Below are 14625 nucleotides of genomic sequence, written 5' to 3'. Positions count from 1 at the left end.
GGTCGGCAATCACCACTATCCCATGGCTGAAGCCATGGGCTTTGTTCTTTGGGGCTTTCAGCCCTCTGTGGTGTGCGGGGCATGTGACCTAGGGTTGCGTGGCACCTTCGGTGCTGCCTTACCCTAGGCTAGGCTGTTGCATGCCTTTGGCATTTTCTGGCTGGAGCTGGATAGCCATCTATCCCGCTCTCTAGCGGGCTGGACAGCGGCGATTTCTAGCCCCCTTTCAGGGCGCGGTCGGCAATCACCACTATCCCATGGCTGAAGCCATGGGCTTTGTTCTTTGGGGCTTTCAGCCCTTTGTGGTGTGCGGGGCATGTGACCTAGGGTTGGCGTGGCACCTTCGGCGCGGTCTTACCCTAGGCTGTTGCATGCCTTTGGCATTTTTGGCTGCCTATCGTTGTTCTCTGGCTAACTGGTTGTCTGTTTCTAGCTGGTTGCCTGTTTCTAGCAGATTTATGTTTTTGCTGGCTAGCTGTTGTTACCAGCTGGATCTGTGTGATCTAACTTATAGATTAATCGATGCCGTCTTGATCAGGAAACAGTTCTTTATACTTGTTAACGCGTGTTGACCACTTGGGGGAGCCAAGCGGTAAGACGTCATTTTCTCCAGCCCATTGCAGCCATTTGGCTTCTAGTTGCTGCACCATTTCTGGATGGTTTTTGGCGATATCATTTTGTTCAAATGGATCATTTTTGAGATCTATCAATGACCATGGATGCTCACTGCGATCGCGCACTAACTTCCAATTTTTAGAAATGATAGCACAGCTCCCTTGGTGTTCGAAAAAGAGATCTCGTGGTGGCTGGGTTTCCCCAGAAATGGCGGGAACTAAGCTAACTCCATCTGGAGACGGGAGAGGCTTATTTTTAAATGACTCAGGGTATTGTAATCCTGCGATTTCTAGGCAGGTCGGCAGGATGTCGGTGATATGAGCTGTGCCGTGGCGCATCGCCCCGCTGTATTGCTTAAACCGCTCGGGGTAGTGGATAATCAATGGTGAGCTGATGCCGCCATTGAAGGTCTTTGTTTTAAAGCCAGCATAGGGGGTATTGCTCAAATGCGCTCCCAGCCTGGAAATCAGCCCACCTTCCTGAGTGGCGCCGTTATCGCTGAGGAATAAAAAGACGGTATTTTTGTACATGCCCTTACGTTTGAGGGCATCGACCACCTCACCGATGCCGTCGTCGACGATCTCTATCATGGCTGCATAGGTAGCCATTTCTGTGATCCAACTTTGCTGCTGTTTTTCGGTTAATGATTGCCACGCTGGGATGCCCTCATGCTGGATAGATTGGTCTGCGCCAGTTTCCAGAATGCCAGTTTCTATCATTCGCGCATATCGGGATTTTCGCAGTACATCATAGCCTACCTGATAGCGTTCTCTGCATCTATCAATGCGCTCCTTAGGGGCCTGCAGTGGACGGTGCGGCGCATAGTGGGCGAGATATAAAAACAGCGGATTTTCGCTGTCATGGCGGTCAATAAACTCTACCGCATGCTCGGTAATGGCGTCGGTGTAATAATAGTCATCTGGAAATGTGGTGATGCGCTCAGCATTGCGCACCAGGCCCTTCACGGTGTAAAAGGAGCCACCACCAGTTAGACCGGCATAGCTTTCATCAAAGCCGCGATCCACTGGCCAGCTGCCATTTGGTCCCGCTTCTAGGTTGTGGACATTTCCTATTACCGTTAGGTGCCACTTGCCACAGATGTAGGTTCCATAGCCCTGCTCGCGGAGGAGTTCAGCCATGGTGGGGATGTTAGCTGAGAGTTGACCTCGATAGCCCGGACGGTGTTCATCTACAACCGCCATCCAGCCCATGCCTACCGCATGCTGGTGGCGGCCAGTCATCAAGGACGCGCGACTGGGGCAACAACGACCAGTGTTTTTGAATTGGGTAAAACGAATGCCCTGCTGAGCTAATGCATCTATGTTAGGTGTGTGGATCTCACTGCCGTAGCTGCCGAGATCGGAGTAACCCATATCATCACACATAATCAGCACAATATTTGGGCGTTCAGTGGCCAGAGCTACTGTCACCACTGCGCATAAAATCGATATCAATATTTTCATCATTCACTAATTTTACATGTAACCAGATCCGTTAGGAATAGGCCTAGCTAATATTCTGCTGATCCTGATAGGTAAGAAATTTATGTATTCTGGCAACATTTTAAATGCATAAATAGCAAAATCACAGACAGGGAATTTCATCATGGTGCTTTTTGCCATCCTCAGAAATTGCTTCATTTGTATGTATGTTGCCGAATGGCAATACATGGATGTTAGTTCATTTCTTTCGTTTGTGAACTTGTCAGCGCGTGAGATTGGTTGTTAGTTAGTAGGCCTATGTGGAATCGCTTATCGTTGAAGGCGGGAAAGTTGCCCGTATTGGTGCTCGGGCAGTTTATGTTACTTTCGTGCTCAGTTGATCACCATTACTGGGAGGTGCCGGTGGATTCACAGTTGGTTGAGTCTGGCCGTGTGCTTGAGTTTCCAGCTGAGATGAAGCGCACTGAGGGATTTTCTGTTTTGCTAGTTGGCGATGATCTTGCCGCAGCTACGAAGAAGCGCAAGGTGAAGTTAGAGCTGGTGAATCAATCTAGCAGCGTGGTGGATTATCAGATATTTTATAAAGACAGGAAATTGGCGCAATCAGCAGATGCGGATATGGGCAAGCCTGTTTTTGCCGGCGAGTTAGATGCTGGCAAATCCGCTGTTATTTTTAATGGCCCGCTGGATCAGGTGCTAGCGTGGCGATGTCGTTTTGCTACTGTAGAGCAAAAACGCCAAGACCTCGATCTTGCAGTGCGCCTGGTATTTCCAGCTGCGGTTCAGCCAGCAGAGTTAGATCAAATTACTGCCGTGCAGCAAGGTTTTGTCGGCAAAGCAAATTACGATAAGGGTAAGGAGTCTTTTGGGCGTGTGGTAGATTCTGGCTTCTCGGCGGTGGTGGATGACGCCTTTATGATAGTTAAAGGGGAGTCTGAGCTGGATAAACTTAGAAACCAGAAAAAGAGCGACCGATTCTAATCTCTAGCTGGAGTGAGGCATGGTTTTTCCTGCTGGCTAGCTGGGAATGGTTTTGTCTATCCGCGGCGGGCTGTGTCGGACTTTCAGCCCTCTGTGGTGTGTGTGGGGCGCTACCTAGGGTTGCGTTGCCCCTTCGGGGCTGCCTTACCCTAGGCTAGGCTGTTGCATGCCTGCGGCATTGTGCGGGATGACTGGAACCCTAGGCTTGGCTGTTGAATGCCTGCGGCATGTTATTGGTAGGCTGGTTGGGCGCAAAGAGAGGAGGTGGTTAGTCTTGCGGTGATAATTCCATGTTAGGTTTTATGCGCAGCTATTTTTTGATTTGCGGTGAAGTTTGACAATGGGATTGGTTTTGTTATGACTTAAGCTGGTTGATGTATTTAACTTATTAACGATAAATTGATAGTGGTCTTGTCGTTAGTTGAATTAAATCCCATCAAATCTGTTAATTTAACCTGAGTAGCTAACAAAATGAAACGATACCCATTCCCAACGTTCGCATTGACGATTGCAATCTGCATCCTACAAAGTTCTACTAGCCACGCGGCATCGGTGGTGACTTATTCTGTCGACTCAGCCACTGAGCTAACGGGTAGTTTTGAGTTCGACTATGTGATTGATTCGGGCATAGGTGGCGGCACAACCATTGCCAACTTTCCGCATTTTCACATCTCTTTGTTGCCTCCTGAGAGCTACGTTCCGGGCTCCTCTTATGTTCTTATCGAAATAGGCGCGAGCAATACGATCGACATCGGCGGTGTGGATATAAATTTCCCCACACTTCGAACTGCAAGCAGACAATACGACACCTCTGGCGGGGTTTTGGCTTCCTACCCTGACTTCAATGGCTCCTTCTTGTCGCCATTTGATGGAACGACAACCATTAACTACAGCTACACGAACGTCGGTGAATCGTCTCTGGGTGTGTTTAGCGGGGATTTCAGCTACACGGTTGTTCCCGAGCCTTCTATCGCCGTGCTTCTTGGAGCGGCAGCTGGAGCGTTCGCCTTTAACCGCCGCCGGAATTAGAGGGGATAGTGAAAAAGCGTAGAGATTTTTCGAGGGTGAGCTAGCTGGAAACCCTGTGGTTACAGGGTGTGAGGTAAAATGGCGCCGGGCCTTTTTGGGTTTTTGTGCGCTGGGTTTTCTTTCCGCGTCGGGCTGTCTCGGGCTTTCAGCCCTCTGTGGCGTGCTGTGCGTTACCTAGGGTTGTGTTGCCCCTTCGGGGCTGTCTTACCCTAGGCTTGGCTGTTGTATGCCTGCGGCATTGTGCGGGAGGACTGGAACCCTAGGCTTGTCTGTTGCATGTCTGCGGCATTGTGCGGGAGGACTGGAACCCTAGGCTTGTCTGTTGCATGTCTGCGGCATTGTGCGGGAGGACTGGAACCTAGGCTTGGCTGTTGCATGTCTGCGGCATGGTGCGGGAGCATTGGATACGGAGGGCTAGTTCTAGCTAGCTGGATTGTTTCGGTCACACTAGGAAATCTGCAACAGCTAGCCTGACATTTCGATTATGTGGACTGGCGGGCTAGCCCGGAGGGCTGATGGATTTTAGCCGCGGGTCAACGAGCCCAGCGAGTGCAACCCGTGGTTTTGTTCCAGCTAGATGGGTTCCCCGTAGGGGAAATGGAAGCCGGTGAACATTGGCCTAGCTGGTGCTATTGTTCCGTAGCTGGCGTTGTTGTTTCCTAGCTGGTGTTATTGCTCGATGGTGCGCAGCTGGTCTAGTGTTTGGCGCAGCTCGGGCATGGATTCTACTAGGGTGGCGTCGATTTTGTTGATGGCTTTTTGGTAGTAGAAGCTGGCGCGACCGCCGATGATGATGGGGGTTTCTGCGGGTAGATGTTTGCGCAGGCGCTCGAGCTCGGCTGGCAGGTGGGGATCGTCTAATGGGTAGACGATGCTGAGGCAGAGGGCTTTGGCTTGGTGGTGAATGCAGGCGCCGGCGATTTCTTCAGCGGGTAGTGATGGCCCGAGGTAGAGCACGTTCCAGCCCATTTTTTTGGCCATGCTGGAGGCGATGACGGCGCCGATTTCGTGGAGTTGTCCGCTGGGGGTGGCGACGACGCAGCAGGGTGCGCTGGCGTCGTGGGTGAATGGGCGAGCGGTGCGTGCGAGGTAGTCTTTGATGAGGTGGCTGGCGGCGTGTTCTTCTGCGGTGGAGATGTGGCCGTCTTGCCAGTCTTGGCCGACGAGCTGGATGAATGGTACCATGACGCGCTCGAGCAGCGCTGAGTAGCCGAGCTGGACGATGGCTTCGTCAAATACGCGCTCGAGGGCGTGCATATCGAAGACTTGGGTGGCCTCGCGGGCGCGTTCGACGAAAATTTCTGCACTGCCGCTGTCTGGGGCGATGGGGGTGAGTTCGTCGCTTTGCTGGGCCATGACCATGAGCTCGCCGTTGTCTAGCTTGGCGATTTGGCTGATGCTGTGCCCTTGCTCGGTGAGCTGGTGGAGGAGCTGGAGTTTGTGGATCTCTTCGTCTGAGTAGAGGCGACGGTTAGTGCTGCTACGGTGGGGGGTGACGGCGGCATAGCGTTTTTCCCAGACGCGAAGAACGTGCGGGCTTAACCCAGATCTCTGGGTGGCTATTTTCATCGTATGTAGTTGGCTCACGAGTAAATATATAGACGAAAGCTAGACAAGTGCAAGTGGCTTATTTTGCTATCTGTCTATTGTGTTGCATCTAGCTGGTGGTGGATAAGTTGAACGACCGCGCATGATTTGCTTAACTTTCTGCTTTTCCTCAAATATGGATCCTTTACAGTTGATTATTTTGCCATGTGATAGCACGCTGGTGGTCATGCATCCAGACGTAGCGAAACTCGTAGAGGCGGGGAGAATTCCCCAAAATGTTGGCGAAAGATTGTCAGAAATTGCCCCCGGTAAGTTCTGCATGCATAAGAGCTGGGGAGCAGGCAAAGTGCTCGATTGGGATTTTTCTACAGGCAAGATCACGATTGATTTTGAGAAAAAGCAGGCTGCTCAGATGGATCTGAAGTTTGCTATGCAGAAGACTGAGTCACTGGATGCCGACCATTTCAGCGCACAAAAGATCAATGCTCTGGATGAGCTGCGCATTTTGGCAGTGACTGATCCTGTGGAGCTGGTGCGCCAGATTGTGGAAAGCCAAGGCGGTACCATTAAGTTTGACCAGCTGGAGCGTGAAATCATCGAAAGCATCGTGCCTGAGGCCGACTACAAAAAGTGGTGGGACAAAACTAAGAAGGCGATGCGTGAGAGCCACAAGTTTACCGTACCATCAAAGCGCACTGAGCCAATCGTGCTGCGCTGCGAGTCTATGACTCCAGCTGAGATGTTGGTGGCTGATTTTGAATCTGCCCGCGACCTGAAAGGAAAAGTGAAGGCACTTGAGGCGATCAACAAACACGTTGACGTGCTGAAAGGTCAAGAGGAAGCGCTACAGCGCCTCACTCACGACATCAACGAAGCGTGCACCAAGGGCCGCAAGATTCAGCTGGGCAAAGTGCTGGAGCTGCTGGTGGGCCGTGACCTGATGCTGGAGCAAGTAGAGCAGCTGGAAATTTCTGGCTCAGAGCTACGCCTAGCTGACGTTCTCACTATGGAGCGCGAGCGCATCACTGAGAGCCTGAAGGGACTGCCTGCAGCTACTCAGCGACGCATTTACGAAACATTCCCAGATGCCTTTGGCGACGAGTGGAAAAACGAGATTCTTTCTGTATTTGACGAAGTGGGCTCACGCGGTGTGAGTGAAATCGCCAAGTACCTAGACGATCAAAACGAAGAAACGCTGCTTCTCGAGCACCTTCGCATTGCTATCAAAAACCGCCGCCTCGGACCAGATGCATTGGTTTGGGTATGCCGCGAGCGCAAGAAGGTAGCTGCACCTGTATTTGATCTCGAAACTGGTAACTCAGTGCTCAACCTGCTGGAGCGCGACATGGTAGCTGACGGCCCAAGCCGATCTGGCCGCCTGCGCAATTTGCTCACTGCAGATCAAACATTGATCTCAGACCTGCTGGCTGATGCTGATGACGTGGAAGCTCGTAACTTCGGCCGCAAGCTCTACCAGAGCCCAGTATTCACTGATCTCGACCGCAAATCTCTGATGGCACGTGTGATCAAAGCACGTCCAGAAACTCAAGCCGTTGTCACAGGTGGCGTGAAAGAAGAGGACGAAGACGCTACTGTTTCCTCATGGGGCAGCATCGAAAAACGCAAAGGCGAGCTCGAGCACCTCGTGAAAGTTCTCATCCCAGAGAACGTGAAAGAAATTTCAGTAGCACGTTCGTACGGTGATCTTAAGGAAAACTTCGAATACAAAGCCGCCAAAGACATGCAGGCTGTACTCTCTAAGCGCAAGCACCAGATGGAGCTGGCACTTTCCAACGTCAAAGGCTCTGATTTTGTAGGCGCAAAGACTGATGTTGTCAATATTGGCACAGTTGTTGGCCTGATCGGGGTAGACGGAACTGAGAAAGAGTTTACTATTCTCGGAGCTTGGGACTCAGTACCCGAGCAGAACATTTTATCGTACCTTACCGAAATCGGCAAAGCGCTGCTCGGTAAAGCGATTGGTGATACCGTTGTTCTTCGCGATCTCGAAACTGAGCTTGAGGGAACATTCACCATTAAAACCATTTCTGCCTACGCTAAGTAAGTAGATAACCCGCAACACCACTTATTATGTTAGCAACCAGCATTACAGAAATCCGCGGCCGCCAGATCATTGATTCTCGTGGTAATCCTACAGTAGAAGTAGACATTCACCTTGCAGGCGGTGGCTTCGGCCGTGCCGCAGTACCAAGTGGCGCATCAACAGGTGAGCACGAAGCTCACGAACTCCGTGATGGCGACAAGTCTCGCTACCTCGGTCGTGCCGTTACTAAGGCAGTAGAAAACGTAAACACAAAGATTGCTGATCTTCTCATCGGCTTCGACGCAACTGATCAAGCTGGCATCGATAAGGCCATGATCGAGCTCGACGGTACAGCCAACAAGAAGGTTCTCGGAGCCAACGCCGTACTCGGTGTTTCTCTCGCCGTTGCCCACGCAGCTGCTGACCAACTTGGTCAACCACTTTACAAGTACCTCGGCGGACCAAACGCCAAAGTACTTCCAGTACCAATGATGAACATCATCAACGGTGGTTCACACTCAGACGCACCAATCGCGTTCCAAGAGTTCATGATCCGTCCAGTAGGTGCTCCTTCATTCAGCGAAGCAATCCGCATGGGTGCTGAAGTATTCCACAGCCTCAAGTCAGTTCTTCACGACCGTGGTCTCAGCACTGCAGTTGGTGACGAAGGTGGCTTTGCTCCTACATTCGAAGGTACAGAAGACGCGCTCGACACCGTTCTTCTCGCTGTTGAAAAAGCAGGTTACAAGCCAGGTGAAGACATCACACTCGCTCTCGACTGTGCATCTTCTGAGTTCTTCGAAAACGGTGTATACGACTACTCCAAGTTCGAAGGTGAGAACGGCAAGAAGCGCAACACTACTGAGCAAGCTGAATACCTTGCTGAGCTCGTTGCTAAGTACCCAATCGACTCAATCGAAGACGGTTGTGACGAAAACGACTGGGACGGCTGGAAGATCCTTACCGAGAAAATCGGCGACAAGTGCCAGCTCGTTGGTGATGACCTTTTCGTAACTAACGTTGACTTCCTGCAGAAGGGAATCGACCTCGGTGCAGGTAACTCAATCCTCATCAAAGTAAACCAAATCGGTACACTTACTGAGACTTTCGATGCTATCGAACTCGGCAAGATCAACGGCTACAACTCAGTTGTATCTCACCGTTCTGGCGAAACTGAAGACAACACTATCGCTGACATCGCTGTTGCTACTAACGCAGGTCAAATCAAGACTGGTTCAATGAGCCGTTCTGACAGGATCGCTAAGTACAACCAACTTCTTCGCATCGAAGAAGAACTCGGTGCTGAAGCACGCTACGGCATCTAATTCTCTGAATTAGTTTCCTAATTTCTAAATCCGCCGGTGGCTTAGGTCACCGGCGGATTTTTTGTGCCCAGCGAGCTGGCCCATTGGACATGGTGACTAGAGGGCATTGAATTCCAGCTGGCTGGAATGATCCGCTGCAGCTGCTAGTGAGGGTTTTAAGGCCATGCCTGAGCAAGATCTAGCTGTCATGCAGCGAGATTGTTAACTTGCTAGATGTGGGCTGGGCCGATAGTAGTCGTAGAGTATATTCGACTATGGACATCAGAGTGATTTTGAACGGTAAGAAGGCTGGGCTGCCACCAGTGCGTGAAGCTATCTTTGCAGCGAGGAAGCAAGGTGTGTTAGAAGTTAGGCCTACCTGGGAAGGCGCTGATGTTGATCGGCTAGTTAGGGAAGCCGTGGCTGACGGCTGCCAACGTATCTGCGCTGGCGGTGGCGATGGCACCGTGAATGAAGTCGCTCAGGCGATGATGAAACTAGATGCTGCTAGTCGCCCAGAACTATCAATTCTGCCATTAGGAACGGCTAATGATTTTGCCACGTCTTGTGGTGTGCCCGCTGATTTGCTGCAAGCGCTCGAGCTGGCGCAATCGGGCACAGCTAGGTCGATAGACATCGTTAGGGCTAACGATCAATATTTTGTCAATCTAGCTACTGGTGGTTTTGGCGCACAGGTGACGGCGAATACACCAGTGGCGCTGAAGAACTTTTTAGGTGGCGGTGCTTACACCATCTCTGGCTTAGTGCAGGCGCTGAGTTTTGTCCCTTATGCTGGTAAAGTCCGCATTCCAGGTGTGGAGAAAAGCGGGCAGGTGATAGCTGGCGCCGTATGCAATGGTAGACAAGCGGGTGGCGGGCAAGTGATGGCTCCAGAGGCTCTGCTAGATGATGGATTGCTAGACCTAGTGGCGCTGACACATTTTGAGGCCAAAGATATCCCGCAGGTCATTGATGAGTTAGTGAATGGTACAGGAGGTGATTTTGTTCACATCAACCGCGCCGCGTGGGCTGAGTGGCAGTCTGATGACGTGATGCCAGTCAACCTAGACGGTGAGCCAATCGCCGAGAAGAAGATCCGCTTTGAAGTCGTGCCAAAGGCAATCAAGGTCGTCTTGCCCACGAACTGCCCGCTGCTCACGGCTGAGTGAGTTAAAATACGCCGCTCTGTAACTCAAATTTGATTTAATGGTGATTGATAGAAGCTACTTCTATCAATCAGTCAGAGTTCAATCTATCGAATTATTAATGCGAAAAAAAAACCTTCTGGCTAGATGAGCCAGAAGGTTTTTGGTGATTAGTGATTAAGTGAAATCTAGCGCTACTTGCTAGGGATTTCGTTGAGGGTGTAGAAGACGTTTGGATGCCACAGGGTGGCGCCGTCGTTGCCTTTAATATTTTTAAGTTCTAGGTGGTGGACGTGGCCGAGCTGGCGGTTGTCTACTTTGAGGCTGACGCTGAGCCCATCGCTAGCTACTTTCACATCAGTGATGGTCTGGTCAGTTGGATCGACTTCTGGTGAGCCGTAGCCAGAGCGGTAGATGTAGGTCCACGAGTGCATGTGGTAGTTTTCTAGCTGGCTAGCAGCGGCGCTATCGATCGGTTTGGTGAAGGTGATGTCGAAGCCATCTGGGGTGACTTTCATTTCCTTCATGGCGGTTGGGGTATTGCCATTCCAGCGCACGCGCTCGAGGCTGAATGGTACTTTGCCAGCGCCGCCCCAGCCGCGGTTAGTACCGCCGCAGAACAGTGTGCCATCGTCGCTCAGGCGGATAGGTACGATGCCGGTGGCGAAGTCGTTGAGGAATTTCCACACGGCGCCCTGATAGACGCCGTTGACTTCTTCTAGATAGACACGTTGGACTTCGGCGCCATTTTGCTCGGCGACAAATGTCTGCTCAGCAAAGGGACCAAATTTTCCTTCTGTGAGGTCAGGCAAGATGCCGGTAGGTGAGCGGCCGACAATGACGTGGGGAAAGATCACGGCTGGCGGCACTAGCTCGGGGATGCGGGCGCGCTCGGTTTGGATTCTTGAGTCCTCGTTAGGTTCTGTTGGGCGCGGGCCAATGGCATCAGTTAGCTCGTAGTGAACATTGCCTGTTGGGTTGCCCATGAAGCCACCTGGCTTGAGGTGTTTGATGCAGGATGATCCATTCCAAAACCCTTGGTTGTCTGAGTAGAAAAGGTCTCCTTTGGCATTGAAGCCGATGCCGCCTGGTGAGCGCACGCCTGAGCAGGTGGGAATGGCTTCACCCTCAGGGGTGATGCGCATCGCCCAGCCGCGGAATTTTGATGGCGCTGACTTTGAGCCCGTTAGGCAGAGCAATGTCCACATGTTGCCGTCTTTGTCTGGCTCGCTGCCAAAGTTGTATTCGTGGTAGTCACCGTTGATTCCCCAGCTGGCATTGACGACGCGAAATTGATCTGCTTTGTCGTCGCCGTTAGTGTCGCGGATTTTTGCGATCTCACCACGGTCTGAAAATTGCAGCCAACCGTCGCGGTAGAACATGCCAAATGGCTCGTGAGCGCCGCGGAAGAAGAGTGTCCATTTGACCTTGCTGAGGTCATCTGCGTAGGCGCCGTCTACCAGCCAGATGTCGCCGCGGCGTGTGCCGATGGCGAGTCGATTGTTAGGCATGAGGGCAATGGAGCCGACTTCGATGACTTCACCTTCCGGCATGGGGATGAGTTCTTTGGTATAGAACTCGCTCATCATGGTATCCACTGGCAGTGGTGCCATCACAGCTTCTTGGCCTTTTTCAGCTAGAGCTGCTGTGCTAATGACGGCTGCTAGGGTCAGCTGGCTGGTGATTGATTTTATTTCCATGAGTAGCTGAGGTTGATGGTTTGTGTTCCTTTTGTTAGTTCGAGTGGGAGTACTACTGATTGGCCGTTGATGGTGGCTGAGCCAGCTGCGCTGGAGGAAATATCTAGCTGGATGTGGTCGCCTAACTGGAAGCTGGTTTCGTTGAGTTTTTTGACGGCTAGACCGTCTGCGGCAGAGAAGTAGAGGTTTTGAGCAGGTGCTTTGTTTGAGCTGATAGATAGCTGGCGGTTTAGGCTGCCATCTTTATTTGGGCTGACGACATCGGTGATGTTCATTTCAGCCACCTGATAGAACATGCTTGGTTCGCCGAGCTGGTTGAGGTCCATGCCGAGGAACTTTGGTATGAGCTGGTTTTCCTCGTTGGCTGGCCAGCTTTGTTTGGCATCGCTGAGCTGGGCGAATGGCAATCGGCTATTTATTTTGCTGAGTTTTTTGCCGGGAGGTTTGGTGGCTCCTTGCCCGCGGCCAGTCCAGTGGCGGCCAGCGTCGATGAGTGGGCCTGTCCACATGAGCTCGACGGCGCAGTGGTCTAGGCTGAATGCCAGATTGGCATCGTTAGCGTAGCCAACGGCATAGGCGCGCGGTGTGGTGCCCTCGATGAAGTGGCGGTAGATGCGGGCGGTGCCAGCGTCGCCGTGGTTGAGAATGATTGGCGGTGCGGATGGTTTTGGCTTTTTGGTCGGTTTTTTGCTGATGAATGGTGAGCCTTTTAGCCCTGGACCTTTCCATTGGAGGATGATGCCCGCGCCTCCTTTAGCTTGGAAATATTCTACGCGGATTGGGTTGGCGCTTTTTTTCAGGGTGACGGTTCCTGAGTTGACCCGGTCAAGCCCGCCAAGTCCGGAGATGATGGCGACTTCTTTTTTATTCATGATGACGCGGCCGGAGTCATCGCTACGTAGGATGAAAGTATATTCGCCATCTTCTGGCACGATCAGCTCAGCTTCCCAGACGACTGCGTAGTGTTGTTTTTGTTTGGGAATGCCGTCGAGGGAAAGGAATCCTGATTTATCTTCTCCTTGGGATTCTGGTTCCAGCTGGCTGAAATCTGGCATGGCCTCAACGTCAGCGTAGATGGAGCGGAAGCCATTTTTCAGGAAGCCAGGAGTGGTCTTTTTAGGAAATGGGTATTTTTTCAGCAAGGCGTCAGCTTGCCACATGTCAGTCTGGCCAGCAGTGCCGGCGCGGATTGCTTTCACTTGCTCGGCGGTGACGGCGGATTCTTTATTTCCCCAGCTGGTGCGCACGTAGCTGAAGATATCAGCGAGCTGGTTATCGTTGAGTGTATCGCCCTGCGGTGGCATGACGAGGTTGTAGGCTTTGTCTTTGACGACGATTTCCCCCATGAGCCCCTTGATCACGGCGTTGAGGCCACGCGCTGGATCTCCTTTGACCCATTCGCTGCCAGCTAGTGGAGGAAAGGCTCCTCCAGCGGCGCCATTGCCGTCTGCTCCGTGACAGCTGGCGCAGTATGTTGTGTATAGGGCTTCGCCGTCTGCTGCCCAGCTAGCTGGGGCGCTAGCGAGGAGGGATAGGGTGAGCCACGAAATGTGTGGAAGTCGTTTGTTCATTATCATGTGGGATAACATGATAACCCATAGACTCAATATGAACTTTCAGATACGTTAAAAAAAGTAACTTTAGGTTAAAAATGTGACGAAAAATATCAAATCGGCTGGGGGGTGTCACAAAATTAACATGCAGTCTCCGTAGGAGAAAAACCTATACTTATGGGCAACGGCTTCGTTGTAGGCCTTGAGAATGAGATCTCGGTCGGCAAAGGCGCTGACTAGCATGATCAATGTGCTTTGCGGCAAATGGAAGTTAGTAAGCAGGCAGTCAACCACCTGAAAATCATAAGGTGGTGAGATGAAAATATCGGTCTCTCCAGTGGCTTCGCTGAGCGTCGGGTTTACTTTTCCTAGGCTCTCGAGCACGCGTGTGCAGGTGGTGCCGGTGGAGATGACACGTCCAGCTTGGTTGATCTTTTCCGCGCTCTGTGCACTGAGGTGGTAGCGCTCGCTGTGCATGTCGTGGTCCTTGATGTACTCAGCTTTGACTGGGCGAAATGTACCCACGCCAACGTGCAGAGTGAGGAAGGTATGCGGCAGCTTGGCGAGCATTTCTGGGGTGAAATGCAGTCCTGCAGTAGGAGCGGCGATGGCACCTTCTTCGCGGGCATAAACGGTCTGGTAGCGGTCGCGGTCGGCTTTGTCGTCCTCGCGGTTCATGTAATGCGGCAGCGCGAGGTGGCCTACTTCATCAATATCGAGCTCTTTGTCCCAGCTGATGATGCGGTTACCATTTTCCTGAATGGCGACTACGGTGCCGGTGGCATCGGCGACTTCAACGGTGCGACCGACTTTCATTTTCTTACCAGGGCGCACCAGACAGCTCCACTCAGTGGCGCTGAGTTTATCGGTGAGAACCATCTCGATTTTGCCATCATTGGAGTGAAATCTAGCTGGAATCACCTTGGTATCATTGAGCACAATCATGTCGTCCTCGCGCATGTACTGCGGGAAGTCGGCAAACATTTTGTGTTCGATAGTGCCAGTTTTGCGATCAATCACCATCATGCGCGAGGCTGCACGATTTTCCAGCGGGCGGCTGGCAATCAGTTCTTCAGGCAGATGGTAGTCAAAATCAGCGGTGCGCAAATCCATGGCAGATGCATAAAGCGGCGAGGCTAAGATTCAAGTTTCAAGTTTAGCCCATTGTGGGCACTGCGGGGGAAATGGCTGACCGATGGATGGTGACGGATTTCGGCACGCTTGTTTTTTTTCGCTGGCGTGATTATTTCAGCTGGCTAGCGTG

10 protein-coding genes are annotated in these 14625 nt (G+C 51.9%); 5 read left to right on the top strand and 5 right to left on the bottom strand.

Features of this window, described 5'->3' with window-relative positions; translation table 11 throughout:
• Positions 1-515 precede the first annotated feature (515 nt).
• Entirely contained in the window at positions 516-2078 is a 1563-nt protein-coding gene (locus JIN82_RS15285; protein WP_267906556.1) for an arylsulfatase, read from the bottom strand.
• A gap of 276 nt (positions 2079-2354) precedes the next feature.
• Between JIN82_RS15285 and JIN82_RS15280 the strand changes: the two genes are divergently transcribed.
• Together JIN82_RS15280 and JIN82_RS15275 are read left to right on the top strand one after the other, a co-directional pair.
• Positions 2355-3038: a hypothetical protein gene (locus JIN82_RS15280; protein WP_200312533.1), complete on the top strand. Its 684-nt coding sequence runs from the start codon at positions 2355-2357 to the stop codon at positions 3036-3038.
• A gap of 501 nt (positions 3039-3539) precedes the next feature.
• Positions 3540-4067 (top strand): PEP-CTERM sorting domain-containing protein, encoded by a 528-nt coding sequence (locus JIN82_RS15275; RefSeq protein WP_200312532.1) that lies wholly within the window; start codon positions 3540-3542, stop codon positions 4065-4067.
• A 669-nt stretch (positions 4068-4736) separates the two neighbouring features.
• On the opposite strand, the gene JIN82_RS15270 is transcribed toward JIN82_RS15275, so the two are convergent.
• Complete coding sequence (locus JIN82_RS15270; protein ID WP_200312531.1) at positions 4737-5636, bottom strand: MerR family transcriptional regulator; 900 nt, start codon at positions 5634-5636, stop codon at positions 4737-4739.
• Between the two features lie 205 nt (positions 5637-5841).
• Between JIN82_RS15270 and JIN82_RS15265 the strand changes: the two genes are divergently transcribed.
• The 3 genes from JIN82_RS15265 (at position 5842) to yegS (ending at position 10132) form a co-directional block, all read left to right on the top strand.
• Positions 5842-7680 carry a GreA/GreB family elongation factor gene (locus JIN82_RS15265; protein WP_234042089.1) on the top strand — a complete coding sequence of 613 codons (1839 nt, stop codon included), beginning with the start codon at positions 5842-5844 and terminating at the stop codon, positions 7678-7680.
• 26 nt (positions 7681-7706) lie between these two features.
• A complete protein-coding gene (eno, locus tag JIN82_RS15260) occupies positions 7707-8984 on the top strand; it encodes a phosphopyruvate hydratase (RefSeq protein WP_200312529.1) in 1278 nt (425 codons plus the stop codon).
• Between the two features lie 254 nt (positions 8985-9238).
• The gene (gene yegS, locus JIN82_RS15255) at positions 9239-10132 is read left to right on the top strand and encodes a lipid kinase YegS (protein WP_200312528.1); all 894 of its coding nucleotides are present in this window, start codon (positions 9239-9241) and stop codon (positions 10130-10132) included.
• Between the two features lie 170 nt (positions 10133-10302).
• On the opposite strand, the gene JIN82_RS15250 is transcribed toward yegS, so the two are convergent.
• From JIN82_RS15250 to queA, 3 genes are all read right to left on the bottom strand, one after another.
• Positions 10303-11808 (bottom strand): DUF7133 domain-containing protein, encoded by a 1506-nt coding sequence (locus tag JIN82_RS15250; protein ID WP_200312527.1) that lies wholly within the window; start codon positions 11806-11808, stop codon positions 10303-10305.
• A complete protein-coding gene (locus JIN82_RS15245; protein WP_200312526.1) occupies positions 11799-13379 on the bottom strand; it encodes a c-type cytochrome in 1581 nt (526 codons plus the stop codon). Before JIN82_RS15245 ends, JIN82_RS15250 begins: the two co-directional genes overlap by 10 nt.
• A gap of 114 nt (positions 13380-13493) precedes the next feature.
• Positions 13494-14468, bottom strand: a complete 975-nt coding sequence (gene queA / locus JIN82_RS15240; RefSeq protein ID WP_343221751.1) for a tRNA preQ1(34) S-adenosylmethionine ribosyltransferase-isomerase QueA — start codon at positions 14466-14468, stop codon at positions 13494-13496.
• Between the last annotated feature and the right edge of the window lie 157 nt (positions 14469-14625).

This window comes from Persicirhabdus sediminis (assembly GCF_016595495.1).
Taxonomy (GTDB): domain Bacteria; phylum Verrucomicrobiota; class Verrucomicrobiia; order Verrucomicrobiales; family Akkermansiaceae; genus Persicirhabdus; species Persicirhabdus sediminis.
Note: the sequence above shows the minus strand (reverse complement) of the source record. Positions and strands in the feature narration are given on the sequence as shown.